At 70.1% G+C, this 14,113-nt stretch carries 12 protein-coding genes; 5 read left to right on the plus strand and 7 right to left on the minus strand.

The features are described 5' to 3' along the window. Positions 1-45 precede the first annotated feature (45 nt). The 4 genes from ACH4U7_RS35395 to ACH4U7_RS35410 are packed head-to-tail and all read right to left on the minus strand — an operon-like array spanning position 46 to position 1,955. The gene (locus tag ACH4U7_RS35395; RefSeq protein ID WP_398531870.1) at positions 46-900 is read right to left on the minus strand and encodes a DUF3592 domain-containing protein; all 855 of its coding nucleotides are present in this window, start codon (positions 898-900) and stop codon (positions 46-48) included. 8 nt (positions 901-908) lie between these two features. Then, positions 909-1,175 carry a hypothetical protein gene (locus ACH4U7_RS35400; protein ID WP_398531871.1) on the minus strand — a complete coding sequence of 89 codons (267 nt, stop codon included), beginning with the start codon at positions 1,173-1,175 and terminating at the stop codon, positions 909-911. Further along, positions 1,172-1,597, minus strand: coding sequence for a hypothetical protein (locus ACH4U7_RS35405; RefSeq protein WP_398531872.1), 426 nt, complete (start codon positions 1,595-1,597; stop codon positions 1,172-1,174). Before ACH4U7_RS35405 ends, ACH4U7_RS35400 begins: the two co-directional genes overlap by 4 nt. 34 nt (positions 1,598-1,631) lie before the next feature. Continuing rightward, entirely contained in the window at positions 1,632-1,955 is a 324-nt protein-coding gene (locus tag ACH4U7_RS35410; protein ID WP_398531873.1) for a hypothetical protein, read from the minus strand. A 400-nt stretch (positions 1,956-2,355) separates the two neighbouring features. On the opposite strand from ACH4U7_RS35410, the gene ACH4U7_RS35415 reads away from it, so the two are divergent. Genes ACH4U7_RS35415 through ACH4U7_RS35430 form a run of 4 tightly spaced genes read left to right on the plus strand, consistent with a single transcriptional unit; the run spans position 2,356 to position 7,867 of the window. After that, entirely contained in the window at positions 2,356-3,726 is a 1,371-nt protein-coding gene (locus ACH4U7_RS35415) for a hypothetical protein (RefSeq protein WP_398531874.1), read from the plus strand. Then, the gene (locus tag ACH4U7_RS35420) at positions 3,726-4,964 is read left to right on the plus strand and encodes a hypothetical protein (protein WP_398531875.1); all 1,239 of its coding nucleotides are present in this window, start codon (positions 3,726-3,728) and stop codon (positions 4,962-4,964) included. The genes ACH4U7_RS35415 and ACH4U7_RS35420 overlap by 1 nt, the downstream gene beginning before the upstream one ends. Positions 4,965-4,967: 3 nt before the next feature. After that, positions 4,968-6,620 carry a hypothetical protein gene (locus tag ACH4U7_RS35425; protein ID WP_398531876.1) on the plus strand — a complete coding sequence of 551 codons (1,653 nt, stop codon included), beginning with the start codon at positions 4,968-4,970 and terminating at the stop codon, positions 6,618-6,620. A gap of 11 nt (positions 6,621-6,631) precedes the next feature. Further along, entirely contained in the window at positions 6,632-7,867 is a 1,236-nt protein-coding gene (locus ACH4U7_RS35430; protein WP_398531877.1) for a CHAT domain-containing protein, read from the plus strand. Between the two features lie 116 nt (positions 7,868-7,983). On the opposite strand, the gene ACH4U7_RS35435 is transcribed toward ACH4U7_RS35430, so the two are convergent. Together ACH4U7_RS35435 and ACH4U7_RS35440 are read right to left on the minus strand one after the other, a co-directional pair. Continuing rightward, positions 7,984-8,139 carry a hypothetical protein gene (locus ACH4U7_RS35435; RefSeq protein WP_398531878.1) on the minus strand — a complete coding sequence of 52 codons (156 nt, stop codon included), beginning with the start codon at positions 8,137-8,139 and terminating at the stop codon, positions 7,984-7,986. A gap of 438 nt (positions 8,140-8,577) precedes the next feature. Further along, positions 8,578-10,911: a beta-L-arabinofuranosidase domain-containing protein gene (locus ACH4U7_RS35440; protein ID WP_398531879.1), complete on the minus strand. Its 2,334-nt coding sequence runs from the start codon at positions 10,909-10,911 to the stop codon at positions 8,578-8,580. A gap of 350 nt (positions 10,912-11,261) precedes the next feature. Between ACH4U7_RS35440 and ACH4U7_RS35445 the strand changes: the two genes are divergently transcribed. Then, a complete protein-coding gene (locus ACH4U7_RS35445; RefSeq protein WP_398531880.1) occupies positions 11,262-11,486 on the plus strand; it encodes a hypothetical protein in 225 nt (74 codons plus the stop codon). 141 nt (positions 11,487-11,627) lie between these two features. Here ACH4U7_RS35445 and yicI read toward each other — a convergent pair whose 3' ends face one another. Next, on the minus strand, positions 11,628-13,910 hold the full coding sequence (yicI, locus tag ACH4U7_RS35450) for an alpha-xylosidase (RefSeq protein WP_398531881.1): 2,283 nt from the start codon (positions 13,908-13,910) through the stop codon (positions 11,628-11,630). Positions 13,911-14,113: the final 203 nt, after the last annotated feature.

The raw sequence follows: 14,113 nt of genomic DNA on the forward strand, positions 1-14,113 counted from the left end.
CCCCCGGGGATCAACCTCACCGTCTCCCCGGCATCCCCCCGGGTGTCACAGCGTAACCGCGCCGGTCACGACCGCCGCTATTCCGGTGAGCAGCAGGATGATGATAAAGGCGATGCTCTTCTCGCCGGAGCGGCGGTCGGCTGCGAGGTCGGGCGTGAAGACAGCCGGGTCGGCGGGGGCATAGTGGATGGTGAGGTCGCGGTCGAGGGACAGACCCGGGTCGGCGATGCCGTCGAGGCACAGGGCGGTGACGTAGGTGCCCTCGTGGGTGGTGAAGGCGACGACGGGAGCGTGGTTGACGATGTCGTCGCCCTCCCCGTCGGTGTAGACGTCCTTGGTGACGGCCACGACACGCGCCGGGACGGCGAGGGCCGAGGCCAGCAGGGCGTCGCGGGCGCGAGCCAGGCGGATGTCGGGGCTGACCGCCGCGAGGGCGGTCAGCAGGCTGCCGAAGCCGAGCAGCGCCCACGGGTAGCCCCAGGCAACGGTCGCATGGATCACCAGCCCGACGAGCAGCAGGAAGACCGCGCAGTTCGGGCCGCTCCGTCCGCTCTTCTCGCCCACGGTGTCCATCACGATGCGGAACCGGTGCGGCTGCCCGGGCGGGTAGCGCACCTCAAGCTCCCGGCCCACCCAGGCTTCGCGGACCGCGTCACCGTGCTTGCCCGCGTTCGGCAGGGTGAACTCCTGCCCGGTGGCTGGGTCCTGGAAAGCGACCGTCACCGGTATCCCGGGCCTCTTGGAGTCGCCGTGGGCCGGCCGCTCCACCCGCACGATCCGCGCCGTCACCCATACCGCCCGCTGGGCCCGGGTCAGCCCGGCGAGCGAGAGCCCGTACCCGAGCAACGCCAGCCCTGCGGGCACCACCCACCACAGACCCAGGACCTCATGACCGTCCATCCGAATCCCTATCTTTCAGGCCGGCTTCGCGCCAGCCGGTCCGCGAGGGCCCGCAGGCCGTCGAGCCGGTGCGGGTCGTAGCCAAAGGAGTGGCATCCGCCCTGCCCCAGGACGATCGTCAGCCAGGGGTGTCGGCCGTGGCTGAACTCCAGATGAGGTTCCTGCCAGATGTGGTAGCGGTGGGTGCCGGTGAGGCCGAACACCTCCAGCACCCGGCCGTCGAAGGTGAGCAGCACGGAATCGGTGGCCGGCGCTTCGTGTAATGGTGTCGTCACGGTGTCACGCCGTCCCCGGCGTAGAGGTAGTCGCCGGGCCGGGCGGGGTCGGAGAGCAGCAGCACCTCGTCGCCAGTGCGGGGGATCCGCAGTTTGGAGACGATGCTTTGGAGGGCGATCCGGTCGGTGGTTCCGGACGGCTGGAGGACCAGGTCGACGATCGGGTCGAAGTTGACCAGTTTGCCGGTGTCGCTGATCGATACCACGACGGCGGATATGGTCGGTGCCCCCATGGCGAGCAACTGCTGGACGGTGAGGCCCGAGCTGTACGCGCCGATCGACTGCTGGACCCTGGCGAAGTCCTCGCCGCCGAGGAACGCGCGCGTGGTGCGGCCGTAGAAACCTTTGCCGTCGGCCACCTTGCCGACGATCTCGGCGGCCCGCTCTTCGCGGCTCTTGCGACGCTTCCTGAAGATTCCCATGACGGTTTTCCCTTCTGTTGATGTCCGGCGTGATTCAGGTGCAGGGGTTGGCGGGCAGCCGGAGGACGACCTTGTTCCCGGCGTCCGGCAGGTACGAGACGGCGACGACGCGGCTGGCCTGGAGGCAGCCGATCAGGCGGGCGGGGAAGAGCCGTTGGACGGCTACCTCGTACGCCTCGTACAACGATCCGCGGGTGCGGCTGATGAGGAGCGAGACCGGCAGTTCGGGGTTGCCGTCGGCGATCCGTCCGGTCGGGCGGACGGAGGCGATTGCGGCTGCGGCCCGCAGGCCGGGGGCGGCGATGTCGAGATCGCGACGGTTGCTGAGCCCCCGCCGGGCCCGGACCTCGTCGTGCACGGCCGACAAACACGTCCCGGTCGGTGCCGAGGTCGAGTTCGACCTGTCCGGTGCGCCCGGTCCGGTACCGCACCGGCAGAACGGCACCGGGTACGGCGGCGGCCAGTTCGGTAAGGCGGACCAGTTGCTTGGCGACCGAGTCGAAGGTCTCACCGTCCACAGTGCGGACCGATGTTGTCCAGCCACGGACTGGCGTGCCCGGCAGCGGTTGGGTGAAGCCGAGGCGTACCAGCCGAGTGCGCCGGACAGTCCCGCGGGCAGTATCGCCCGGTTGATCGTCTTGGCCATGGATCCCCTCCTCGCCGTCGGCCCTGCCTGACGGTGTGGACGGTAGGCGGCCGGGTGGCGCCTACCGATCCCAGGTTTTCCCGCCCGTTCCCGGACGACGTAATCTCGTGTCATGCCGTCCCCGAGCCAGCCGACCGGCGAGCGCCGTCCGCGCGCCATGGTCATCGACAGTGCCTGGCGCGCCCTTGGGCCGGGGCTGGAATCGCTGAGCGGCCCCGGTGGCGCGCCGTTGACCCGGACGGTCAAGCTGATCGTGCTGCCGCTGATCGTCAGGCCGGGGCTGCGTCCGGAACTCGCGGCCGATTTCCTCACATCGCGGGAGGCCGCGCGTCTCGACGCGCTGATCCGGGAGTCGGGTGCGCGCCTTGAGGCGACGGCACAGTGGTTCACGCTGCTCAAGAAGACCCGCCGGGCTCTGGGCATCGTGGCGGGCAACCCCCAGGATCTTTACTTCCAGCGCTGCTTCGAGCTGGCCACCGAACACGGAGCGCCCTCGGCCGGTGCGGACGCGGTGGCCAGGGCCGTACTTGCGGACGTCGCGGGCGCGGCCGGCGGACGCACGGTGGAAGCGCTGAAGGATCACCTGGCGGACGCCGACCGGCGCTCCCGGCTCGACGGGGAGTTGGCCACCGCGTGGGAGAACCGCCGGCAGGACCCGGCCGCTGACGCGGCTGCGGCAGCCGCGTCAGCGGCCGAGGTCCTGGAAGCCTGTGGCGCGCCGGGTCCGGCGAGGAATTCCCCGGAATACACGTCCATGGTCAAGGAGGGATACGGAAGCCTGCTCGGCCAGGCCCTGTGGGCGCACGCGAGCGGTGTCTGGGGACGCGACGATCTGCCGACGCATCTGGGGCTGACCGCGCGGCAGGTGCCGCCGCGTCCGGAGGTCGGCCGGGGCGCCTCGACCGCCACGCTTCCTGCGCCGCTCGACCGCACGCTCTTCGAGCGGCTCTTCGCCGTGCTGCAGTCGTCGGCCCGGCGCGAGGAACTGCCGACGGTGCCAGAGCTCGTCCGGCGGGAGATCGGCCGTAGTTGCGCTCCGCTCGGCCTGTACGACGAGAGCCTGCGCGTCGCCGTGGTCCTCGGCGGCCGGCTCGCGGTCGGGCTCGACCCGCTGGGCAGCGGTGTATCCATGCTGGGGCGGACAGCGGCGCACCACGCCGTCAACAGCCGCTGGCAACGGGAGGCTTCGGTACTTCGCGCCCGCAGAATGACCGTTTCTCCCCGTCCCGACCCTGACGGCGGAGTGCTGGACGCACTCGCCCAAGACCTCCGCACGCCATGGACCGCCTACATGCGGCGGCTCTGGGTGCGGCTGCACGGGCGGGATGTCCGCGAGGCACCGTTGGACGACATCGCGTCGGCCTGGGCAGTGCTCGACGGGGTCGCCCGCTCAGTGATGATGGACCACCGCGCCAGGGTCCGGTCGGCACTTCGCACACTGTCGACGGCCGCCGCGGAAGCGGCCGAGCCGAGGAACGCGTGATGGCGGAGGCCGATATGGACGTCCATGTCACGCGGGCCCAGGACGGCATGATCCGGGTTGCCGCCGACCCCGTCGGCCCCGCTTTCACCCGGGCCGTTCTCGACGTCGCGGGCGCGGTTCTGGCCTGGCCCGTCCTCGGGGATCCGAGCTTGCCGGTGGCGGAGGTCCATGACGCGGGGCGGGCGCAGCAGTGGCTGTGGGCGGTCTACGGCGAGCGCACCGCTGCCGCCGTGCATGCCTGCGCGGCGGGGGAGCCGGTCGGCGTACGGGTGAGGGCGGACATGACCGCTCTCGCGAGCAGCGTCGCCCGGCTCGGCTTCGGGCACTGGGCGTTCCGGTGGTGGCCGGCGTCGCACATGGACGGGATCCCGGCGCTCCAACCGGACGTGCTCGGCCTGGAGCTGGCCGCGCTCACCCACCGGTGCCAGCAGCTGTTCGACGACTTCGGCGATCAACCCGATGACTGCGTGGCCGAACTGATCCAGGAGCATCAGGCGGCGCTCGACCCGCTGATCCAGTGGTGGCGCGCGGCACCGCAGCCGGCGGATACGGCGCGCCACCTGGAGAGCGTGCTGCGGCTGATCGACGAAGCGGCGGACAGCGCCGGGCTGGACGGGCAGGCTCTGCGTCGCCTCCGGTCGTCCCTGGACGAGCGCCGTCCGGTCGGCACGCCGGTCGACCTCGGCGCGCTGTTCACACGGCACGGCGACTACGCCCTCGCGGCGGGCGATCCGATCGTCGCGGGCGGCCGGGTGATTGCGCGGGGCTCGGGGACCAACGACTGGCGCCGCTACCCGCCCGGCTTCGTCGACGCGGCCGAGAACGCGGTGTCCTGGACCGCTCGCGCGCTCGGCGCGCGACGGCAGATCGAGGTCGAGGTCGTCGCGGACGTCGCGGCACCCGCCGCCGGTGTGCCCCTCGTCGCGGAGGTCCGCGTGGACGGTGGCCAGGCGAACCGGGTGCCCCTCGCCCGACGGGACGACATGTGGACCGGCCGGGCGGACCTGGACCTACCGGCTGCGGCGATGCCGCCGCGTATCGAGGTCGGCGTCCTGCTGCCCGGCTTCGACCCGGGCCCCGGCGCCTTTGATGAAGTCGAAGGCCGCGCCGACCGCGACGCGATCCGTGACCTGGTCCGGCGGCGGCTGGCGGCCGTGGCACAGCCTCTGCCGCATGATGCGTTCGCGGGGCCGTTCCTTGCCGAGATCGCCGCCGCTTCCACCGGTGAGGATTTCTAGCGGATGCCGGACGAGGAGGCAGTGGTTCCGCTGTACGGAGAGCCGTTCGACAGCGGCCTCGCCCTGGCCGAGCGCCATCAGCTGACCCCGGATCTTGCCGCCGCGCGCACCGTCTACGAGGAGTTGCTCACCGCGGCCGAGTCCATCGAGGACTCTCCCGACGTGCGATTCCTGCGGGCGCACCTGCTGTCCAACATCGGGACGGTCCAGCTCACCGCCACGGACCTGGCCGGGGCGGCAGCCGTCATCGAGCGGGCCCTCGGCCTGCTGCGCGGCATCGAGTCCGTGCCGATGGGACCGCTCGGTCGGCAACTGTGGCTGGAAGTCCTGCTGAAGACGCTGCTCGGCAAGGCCGACCTGCTGCGCAGGACCGGGCGTCTGGACGAGTCGCTGGCATGTCTCGACGAGGCGGCGGCCCGGCTGCCTGAGTTCGACGATCCCGAGGGCATGCGCACCGCCGAACTCGGCCTGAGCCGGGTGCATCTGCTGATGGAACGGGGAGAGTGGGGCGCGGCCGAAGAACAGGCCTCGGCGATGCTGCCCACCACGCCCGCGACCGTTGTGGCGACCGCGCCGCGGCTGCTGACCAGCCTCGGGCTCATCTGCGCCTCGACCGGACGGTTCGACCTCGCCGAGGACTACTTCGCCCGCGCGGAGGACAGCTTCCGGGCTACGGGCGATGTCGGTGAACAGCAGCAGTTGATCGCACACCGGGCATACGCCGCGATGCGCCGGGGTGACCTCGACCGCGCGGAGCGGCTGTACGACGAGGCGTCCGCGATCTTCGAACGACAGCGGCAGTTCGGCGACCTGGCGGTCTGCGAACAGGCCCGTGCCTTTCTCGCCGGCCTGCGTGGCGAGGCCACCGGCGCGGACGACCTGATGACATCGAGCCTGGCCCGCTTCGAGCGGCTCGGTGCCGAGATCGCCGCCGCCGACACCGTGCTGCTCGCCGCCCAACAGGCCTACCACCGTGGCGACATCACCGAGATGCAGCGCCTGGCCCAGGGAGCGCGCGATGTGTACCAGGCGCGGGGGGTGTACGAGCGGTGCGCACAGGTGGACCTGATGCTCGCGGAGACCCTTGAGGACAACCTGAACCGGATGAACCACGGAGACCACGAGAAGGCGTCCATCAGTACCGCGATCTCCCTCGCTCTGCCCGCCGCACTGGCCCTGGAAGCGGCACGCTACGATTTCGTCACCGCCCACGCGCGCAGCCAGTGGCTGGAACTGGCGGATGACGCCATGCGGCTGGTCTTCCGCCTCGCCGTACGCCGTCAGGATCAGGGACTGCTCTTCGAACTGGTGGAACATCGCTGCGCAGGCGCCTCGCTGGCGCTGAACCGTACGCCGCCGTCGGCGCCGCGTGCCCTGTCCCCGGTGGCCTCCGGGTCTTCCGAGGACACGGCGACGGTCTTCCCGAGCGCGGCCATGAAGGCGTACGGGCACATCGGCGGCCCGATGATGCTCGGGAGTGTGGCGGCGGAGGCCGCCGCCTCCGTCGGCCTGCGCGTCGCGCCGCCGCCCAAGGTGCGGATGCCGCCGGAATCCGGCCGCACCGCGCTGCAGGAGTACATCGCGGCGGCCGAATTCCGCTATCACCGACGGATCGTGAGCGAGGAAGAGGTGCCGTTCTGGTCGCCGAGGACCTGACAATCCGCCCGGTGGTCCAGGTCCGGCTGGCTGACGCCGGCGACCTGTTCATGACGTGGACGTGGACGAGCGGGGCCCGGGGGTTCGGCACCGGGCACGCGCCCAGTGACGAGGTCGACCAGGCGGTCCGTGCGCTGGCCGCCGCGCTGCCGGGCGCGGGCGAGGGGATGCGGCGCGCGTTCCGCTCGGGAGCGATGGCCGATCACCGGACCGAGCACCGCCTCGCGCGCGTGCTGGCCGAGGCGCTGTGGCCGGTGGGGCTGACGGCGCAGATACGCCACGTGTCGGCGGACGGCGCCCGCCCGCTGATCCGGATCCAGCCGTCGCCCCGGGTCGCTCAGGTCCCCTGGGAACTGCTCGCCGTCGACGACGACGTCCGGCTCATCGAACTCGCGGACGTCGTGACCACCACGCCGGTGTCGTTGCGTCCGCCAGGTCCCGCCGCGCGTTCGGCGCCGGATGCCGACGCGGACGCCGTCGTTCTCATCCTCGACCCCCGGGTGCCCGGATTCCGGGCCGACTCCCCGCTCGGTTCGGTTCTGGGACCGCCCGGCTCGGACCCGGAGCTGCTGTCGCTCGTCCAGAGCCGTCTCGACGCAGGCGCCGTCGAGCCGCGCCTCGCCACCCCGACGGAGGCATTCCGCCGCACCGACCTGGACCGGGACTGGCTGAGTGACGTGCTGCGCAAGGGGCCGCGCAGGCTGATGTACGTCGGGCACGTGAGCGGTGCGCCGGTCGAGGGCGGGCAGAGCGAGGACATAACTCTCCATCTGTGCTGCGGTCCACGGACCGTCGGCCTGGCCGAGGTGGTCCGCACCCATCGGCCGCTGTCGGCCAAGGACCTCCTTCTGGGCACTCTCCCCCTGCGGGCGGACGGGGCGCCGGGGGTGCGGATCTGGCCCGCGCCGCCGCGCGTTGCACTGATCGCCTGCGAGAGCGGCGGCGATCTGCGGTTCGCCGAGTCGTTCGGCCTGGCGACGGCGATGATCCATAACGGTGCGGAGCTGGTCACCGCTACCCGCTGGGCGCTGCCGACCAGCTTCGCGTTCCATCGGCTGGCCGGCCTGGCCGAGTCCGTACGCCCGCTGTCGGAGGCGATCATCGCCGTCGACGCCGCCCACGAGCACCGCGACCCCGTCCACCGGCTCGGCGTCTGGCAGCGGGAGCAGCTGGACCGCTGGCGCACCGGCAACCGGATCGAGCACTCGCCCCTGTTGTGGGCGGCCATGACCTGCATCGTCAGGTGACCGGCAAGCGATCCGGGACGGGTATGTGCGGTGTTAATGGATCTGTCCGGTAATCGGCTCGAGCCCGACAAGGTCAGCCCGGGTGACATGATTCCCGGCACCCACACGGCTTTCTGTTACGACCAGTCGCAGTCTGGCAGGGCACCCGACGGCCGGATCAGTGCCGAGCGGCACTTGCCCATCGCCGTCGGGAACAGCGCTCCGGTCAGCGAGGAGCGGCCCGCCATCCAGCGGGCCACCGGCACCGCGCTCACCCTCCTGCGTGGCTCCAATCTGGGCACCTGCGCGGGCATCCCCCGCGATCTGGCGGCGGACGGCGACGAGCACGGGTTCGCCCCGACCGTTGCCCCCCTGCCGGCACCACATCACTGCTGGAGCATGGCGCGGCCGACGTCTCCGGCGACTTCGCGGGCACGGCGAACCGTGGCTTGGCCCTCGTCGGCGCGGTGGTCGGCCCCGCGGCCGCACGGCGTTTCGGGCGCATGCGGTCGATGGCCACCTTCGTCATCGCACAGGCCCTTGCGATGGCGGTCCTGATCTTCACCGCCGCAACGGGGCGCGCGCTCTGGGCACCGGAAGCGGTGGCGGGGCCTGGGTGCCGGTCATTCCCGGTGCCCACAGGTTCGTCTTCCGCTTCCCGCCTACGCGCCCGACATCAACCTGACCGAGAACGGGTGGGCACACCTGATGACGTCTCCGAGCTGAAAAGTTCAGTAGCTGTTGCTCACGATTCGCCACCGGTTGTCGGCAGTACCGTTATCCGAATCCTGGACCGCGAACGCGCCGGCGGCGGTGGAGTTGTTCTGAATGCCGAGCACCTTGCCGCTGTGCACGTTACGGATTTTGTACGTCCCGTCTCCCTGATCGAGCAGTGTCCACCTGTGGTCGGCGGTGCCGTTGTCCGACCACTGCAGAACAAGAGCGTTGTCGGCTGTGGACATGTCCTGAACGCCGAGCACCTTGCCGCTGTTGGCATTGCGGAACCTGACCGCGTTTCCTTCGTCGATCATTTCCCAGTTGTGATCCGCGGTACCCGAATCGTGCCACTGCAGGGCGCGGCCACCATCGGCCGTGGACATGTCCTGGATGCCCAGCACGAAGTCGCTGCTTACGTTGACAAGGCGGACGGTGGCATTGTTGCCTCCGCCCTGGCCGTTGGCGTTCCAGTAGACGGTGTAGTTGTGGCCGTGCGCGTCGTGGAACGGGCCCAGGTTGACGGTGGAGCCGTTGGCGGTGGCGGTGAAGGCGAGCGAGGTGCTGCTGGTCCGTGTGATCGAGGACGTGTTCAGCGACGGCAGGGAGTTGAGCGAGGTGTTGCCGTAGTTGCCGGACAGCACCACCGGGCCGTAGGTGACCGCGGCGACGTTCGCGTTGTCGTTGGCCGCCCGCATGACGATCCGCATGGGGAGGCGGACGGTGACCGTGTCGCCGGAGGTCCAGGAACGGGTCAAGGTGGCGTAGCTGCCGGGCGTTGTGGTGATGTTCTGCGTCGTGCCGTTGACGCTGATGGTGGCCCCGGTGGTCCAGCTCGGGATGCGGATGCGCATGGCCCAGGTGCCGCTGACGTTGCCGGTGACCTGGAGGGTCGTGGTGTCGTTGACGGGGTACGACGTGGTCTGGGTGACCGTGATCCCCCGCTGTGACCAGTTGAGCACCGAGGGCACGAACAGGTTCACGATCAGCGCGGTGTCGCTGTAGAAGTAGACGGAGTCCATCAGCTTGGTGTGCATCTCCAGGCCCGTGCCCTGGCAGCACCAGAAGCTGTCGTAGTCGGTGCTCCAGGTGCCACCGCCCCACGCCGGACCCACCCCACGTCGGCCCCCCGGGTTGAGCGGGGTGAAGTAGGTGACGTGGCCGTGGTTGTCGGCCGGGTTCTGCTGGCCGATCATCTGGTTCAGCCACGCCCGTTCGTAGTAGTCGAACAACGCGACCCGGTCCGGGTCCAGCGTGAACAGCTCCCGGGTGAGCGTGAGCATGTTGTACGTGTTGCAGCTTTCGCACGTGTCCTGGTTCAGGTAAGCGGCGATGGCGTTCGGGGGGCGGAAGTGTTCCGCCTGGCTGTTGCCGCCGATGACATAGGTGTGCGCGTTGACGCAGATGTTCCAGGCGTTGGTGGCGATGTCCCGGTAGCGGGTGGTGCCGGTGGCCTTGTATTCCCGGGCGGCGCCGATCCACTTGGGCACCTGGGTGTTGGCGTGCAGCCCGTTCAGCCGGTCCTGATTGGATGCCAGCGGGTCGAACACCGCGCCGTGGTCGAACCGTTGCGCGGTGGTGAGCCATCGCGAGTCGCCGGTCTGGAGGTAGATGTCGGACAGCACGGCGTTCATGCCACCGAACTCGGTTCCCAGCGTGGACTGCATCTGCTGGCCGCTCAGCCGTCCGGTCCGCCAGTCGACCCATCCGGCCAGACTCAACAGCACGTCACGGGCTTGCGTGCTGCCCATGTGGCGCCACACATCCAGCAGACCGGCCAGGATCTTGTGGATGACGTAGTACGGCACATTGCCGTTGGACAGGGTTCCGGCCTCGAGAGCGCTGAAGTCGGACTCGGGGAAGCCGGACAGGTACCCGCCGTTGAACCCCGCGGCGCCATTGTTGGCCTGGCACTTGGCCAACTCTGTCACCATGTAGGCGGCCTTGTCCCGGCAGGTGGTGTCCCCCGTCGCGGCATACACCTGCGCCCACGCGGTGAGGAAGTGCCCCTGCACGTGGGTGCGGAAGGGGAACGTCGGCCCGTCCCAGCCGCCGTTGGAGGCGGCACCATTGGTGGGCAACCGGTGGTTGGCCCGGAAGTTGTACAGCAACCGGTCGGCATCGACGAACCGCAGGTAGTTCCGCGTGCGGTTCTCGTTGTCCAGCCATCGGCTCGCGGTCAACCGGACCTGACCGAGTTCAAAAGGATAGGCGGACACCCCGATCCCGGCCCGGACAGGGGCGCTTGCCGCTCGGGCGGGCGAGGATCCGACGACGGATTCAGCGGCGGAGGCCACGGCCGTGGCCCCGGCCGCCTGCAGCAGCCGCCGTCGGCTGACGGAGGAGGACAATGTGCACCCTTTCCATGATCAAGGAAAGCGGATACGTCCGTGGTGCTGGCATGGTCATGCAATATCCTGCTCATTTTTGCGCTGCCTTGTCGTTGGCGCAATCCCTGGCCCCGGCCTCCCGTAGCGTTTCGGAACGGGTTCACCGTCTGCACGGTGTGGCTGCCAAGAATCTTGTCCGCGCTGGTCGCGCTGCATGTTGGTACTCGCGGAGGGTTCCGCCGAGTCGTATCGGCGGCGGACCTCCAAGTGTCTTGTCCTCCCCGGTTCGTTGATCGGGTGGGGGAGTGGCCGCAGCGGAGCGGCTTGGCCGAGGGACGGTGGGGCAGGCCGGAGAGGATTGCGCGGTCGCGGTGCCATCGGGCTCGACCGCGTACGACTACCGCGACACCTACCTCTCCGCCATGCTCGGATCGGTCACCGTCGACGGCTCGCCGTCGGTGAAGCTCGCCACGGACGGCTTGACCACAGCGGCCGTGAACATCAGAGTCGCCACGGTTCCGTCCGCGGGACGCGACATCTTCGCCGAGGTACGGCTGGTGACGACGGCCGGACAGTGCGCCGCCGACGGCGAGTAGCTGCCGCGAAGCCTCCCTTGCGGTCCCCCCCACACCCATACGGAACTCGCCCCGCGGATAGCACATCGGCGCGACCCGGGACACCACGGCCTCGGCCATCAGAACAGTCCCAGCTGCAGGGACCCCGCCTGGCTGTCGGGTTCAGGCCGGGTACGGCAGGTGGGCCTCCGAGGTGCCGGCGGGCCGGGTGTGCACGGTTGCGTTCGGGCCGCCGATCCGCAGCTGCCACGGGTGCGGGCTGTCGGTGGTCACATGCAGGTGGCCGCCCCGGCGGCGCAGGTGGAAGCGGGCCGTCTCACCGGGGCCGTCGGTGCTGGCGATCACCACGGTGCGCTCGGCGCCGTCGGCGAAGGCGTGCACCCGCAGTTCGACGCCGTCCGCCCAGGCGGAGACCGGGTGCTGGTCGTCGGCGGCCAGCGCGATGACCGAGTCCGGGCGGGCCAGCAGCGGCAGGGTGTGGAAGCCGTGCTGCTCACGAGCCCAGCGCGGACCGGTGACCTGAGCGCCCGTCAGCACATTGGTCCAGGTGCCTTCCGGCACGTAGTACTCGACTGTGCCGTCGTCGGTGAAGACCGGGGCGACGAGCAGGTCGTCGCCGAGCATGTACTGCCGGTCGAGGGTGGCGGCGGCCGGGTCGTCGGGGAACTCCAGCACCATGGCGCGCATCACCGGGACACCGGTGGTGTGCGCCTGCTGCGCGGCGCGCTGGAGGTACGGGGCGAGGCGGTGCTTGAGCAGGGTGAACTCGCGGGTGACGTCGACGGCCTCCTCGCCGTAGTCCCACGGCACGCGGTACGACTTGCTGCCGTGCAGGCGGCTGTGCGAGGAGAGCAGCCCGAACTGCACCCAGCGCTTGAACACGGCCGGGGTCGGGGTGCCCTCGAAGCCGCCGATGTCATGGCTCCAGAAACCGAAGCCGGACAGGCCGAGGGAGAGCCCGCCGCGCAGCGACTCGGCCATGGCGTTGAAGTGGGACTCGCAGTCGCCGCCCCAGTGGACGGGGTACTGCTGGCCGCCCGCCGTGGCGGATCGGGCGAACAGCAGCGCCTCGCCCTCGCCTCGCTCGGTGCGCAGCAGTTCGAAGACGGCCTGGTTGTAGAGGTGGGTGTAGTAGTTGTGCATCCGCTCGGGGTCGGAGCCGTCGTGCCAGACCACGTCGGTGGGGATGCGCTCGCCGAAGTCGGTCTTGAAGCAGTCCACGCCCTGGTCGAGCAGCGTCTTCAGTTTGCCGGTGTACCAGTCGCGCGCGGCCGGGTTGGTGAAGTCCACCAGGGCCATGCCGGGCTGCCACAGGTCCCACTGCCACACGCTGCCGTCCGGGCGCCGCACCAGGTGGCCCTCGCGCATGCCCTCCTCGAACATCGCCGACTTCTGCGCGATGTACGGGTTGATCCAGGCGGAGATCCGCAGCCCCTGCTGCTTGAGCCTGCTCAGCATGCCGACGGGGTCGGGGAAGGTCTCTGCGTCCCATACGAAGTCGCACCACTGGTAGGCGCGCATCCAGAAGCAGTCGAAGTGGAAGACGCTCAGCGGGATGCCGCGCTCGGCCATGCCGTCGATGAAGCGGCCGACCGTGGCCTCGTCGTAGTCGGTGGTGAAGGACGTGGTCAGCCACAGGCCCAGTGCCCAGGCAGGCGGCAGGGCCGGGCGGCCGGTGAGCGCGGTGTATCGGTCCAGGACCTGCTTCGGGGTCGGGCCGTGGACGACGAAGTACTCCAGCGACTGATCCTCGACGCTGAACTGGACCTGGCCGACCGACTCGGAGCCGACCTCGTAGCTGACCTTGCCGGGATGGTTCACGAAGACGCCGTATCCACGGTTGGTCAGATGGAACGGGATGTTTTTGTAGGCCTGTTCGCTGCTGGTGCCGCCGTCGGCCTGCCAGATGTTCACGCTCTGCCCGTTCTTGACGAACGGGGTGAAACGCTCCCCCAGGCCGTAGACCAGCTCTCCGACGTCCAAGGAGAGCTGGCCGAGCATGTAGTGGCGGCCCTCGGCGTCGGTGACGAAACCGGTGCCGCGCTCGCCGACGGAGGTCAGCACACGTCCGCCGGCGGTGAACTCCAGCAGCCACGGCTGTTCCGTATCAACGCGCAGCGTCAGTTCGCCGGAGGACAGCTCCAGCACCGCTCCGTCCCGGCGTACCTTGCCTGCGTCCGCACCGGCGCCGGGCAACGCGAACTCCGGTCCCCGGCGCACCGATCCGGCATGGTGGGTGGTCCGCACGCCGATGATTCCCTCGGCCGGGGACCAGCACTCCACCGTCAGCAGCGGGCTGTTGAGGGTCTGCCCGCGTCGGCTCACGTGTTTAACGGGGGCGTACAGCGTCATCCGGTGGTCATCGGCGCGGATGTCGGCGACCTCGGTGGCATAGCGGGCGGTGCAGCCCGGACGCATCAGCCAGTAGCCGTCTGTGAACTTCATCGGGCAGGTTCCTCCGTCCGCGCGCGGTGCGCGGTGATCAGGCCCCGGTACCAGTGGTAGCGGTCCTTGGGGGCGCGGTTCAGGGTGTCGTAGTCGATCGTCGCGATGGTGTGCGCCGGAGAGCCGGTGGTCCCTGCGCCCGAACGGTCTGGGCGACGAAGTCCAGGTCGAACGCAGCTCTGGAGAAGCCGAGTCCGGCACCG

Origin of the sequence: Streptomyces sp. NPDC020845 (assembly GCF_044334165.1) — a bacterium.
Taxonomy (GTDB): domain Bacteria; phylum Actinomycetota; class Actinomycetes; order Streptomycetales; family Streptomycetaceae; genus Streptomyces.

Bases quoted from the DNA above. Each gene is read 5' to 3' on its own strand.
- yicI (WP_398531881.1), bottom strand. From the start codon at position 13,910: ATGAAGTTCACAGACGGCTACTGGCTGATGCGTCCGGGCTGCACCGCC.
- ACH4U7_RS35405 (WP_398531872.1), bottom strand. From the start codon at position 1,597: ATGGGAATCTTCAGGAAGCGTCGCAAGAGCCGCGAAGAGCGGGCCGCC.
- ACH4U7_RS35395 (WP_398531870.1), bottom strand. From the start codon at position 900: ATGGACGGTCATGAGGTCCTGGGTCTGTGGTGGGTGGTGCCCGCAGGG.
- ACH4U7_RS35425 (WP_398531876.1), top strand. From the start codon at position 4,968: ATGCCGGACGAGGAGGCAGTGGTTCCGCTGTACGGAGAGCCGTTCGAC.
- ACH4U7_RS35420 (WP_398531875.1), top strand. From the start codon at position 3,726: ATGGCGGAGGCCGATATGGACGTCCATGTCACGCGGGCCCAGGACGGC.
- ACH4U7_RS35415 (WP_398531874.1), top strand. From the start codon at position 2,356: ATGCCGTCCCCGAGCCAGCCGACCGGCGAGCGCCGTCCGCGCGCCATG.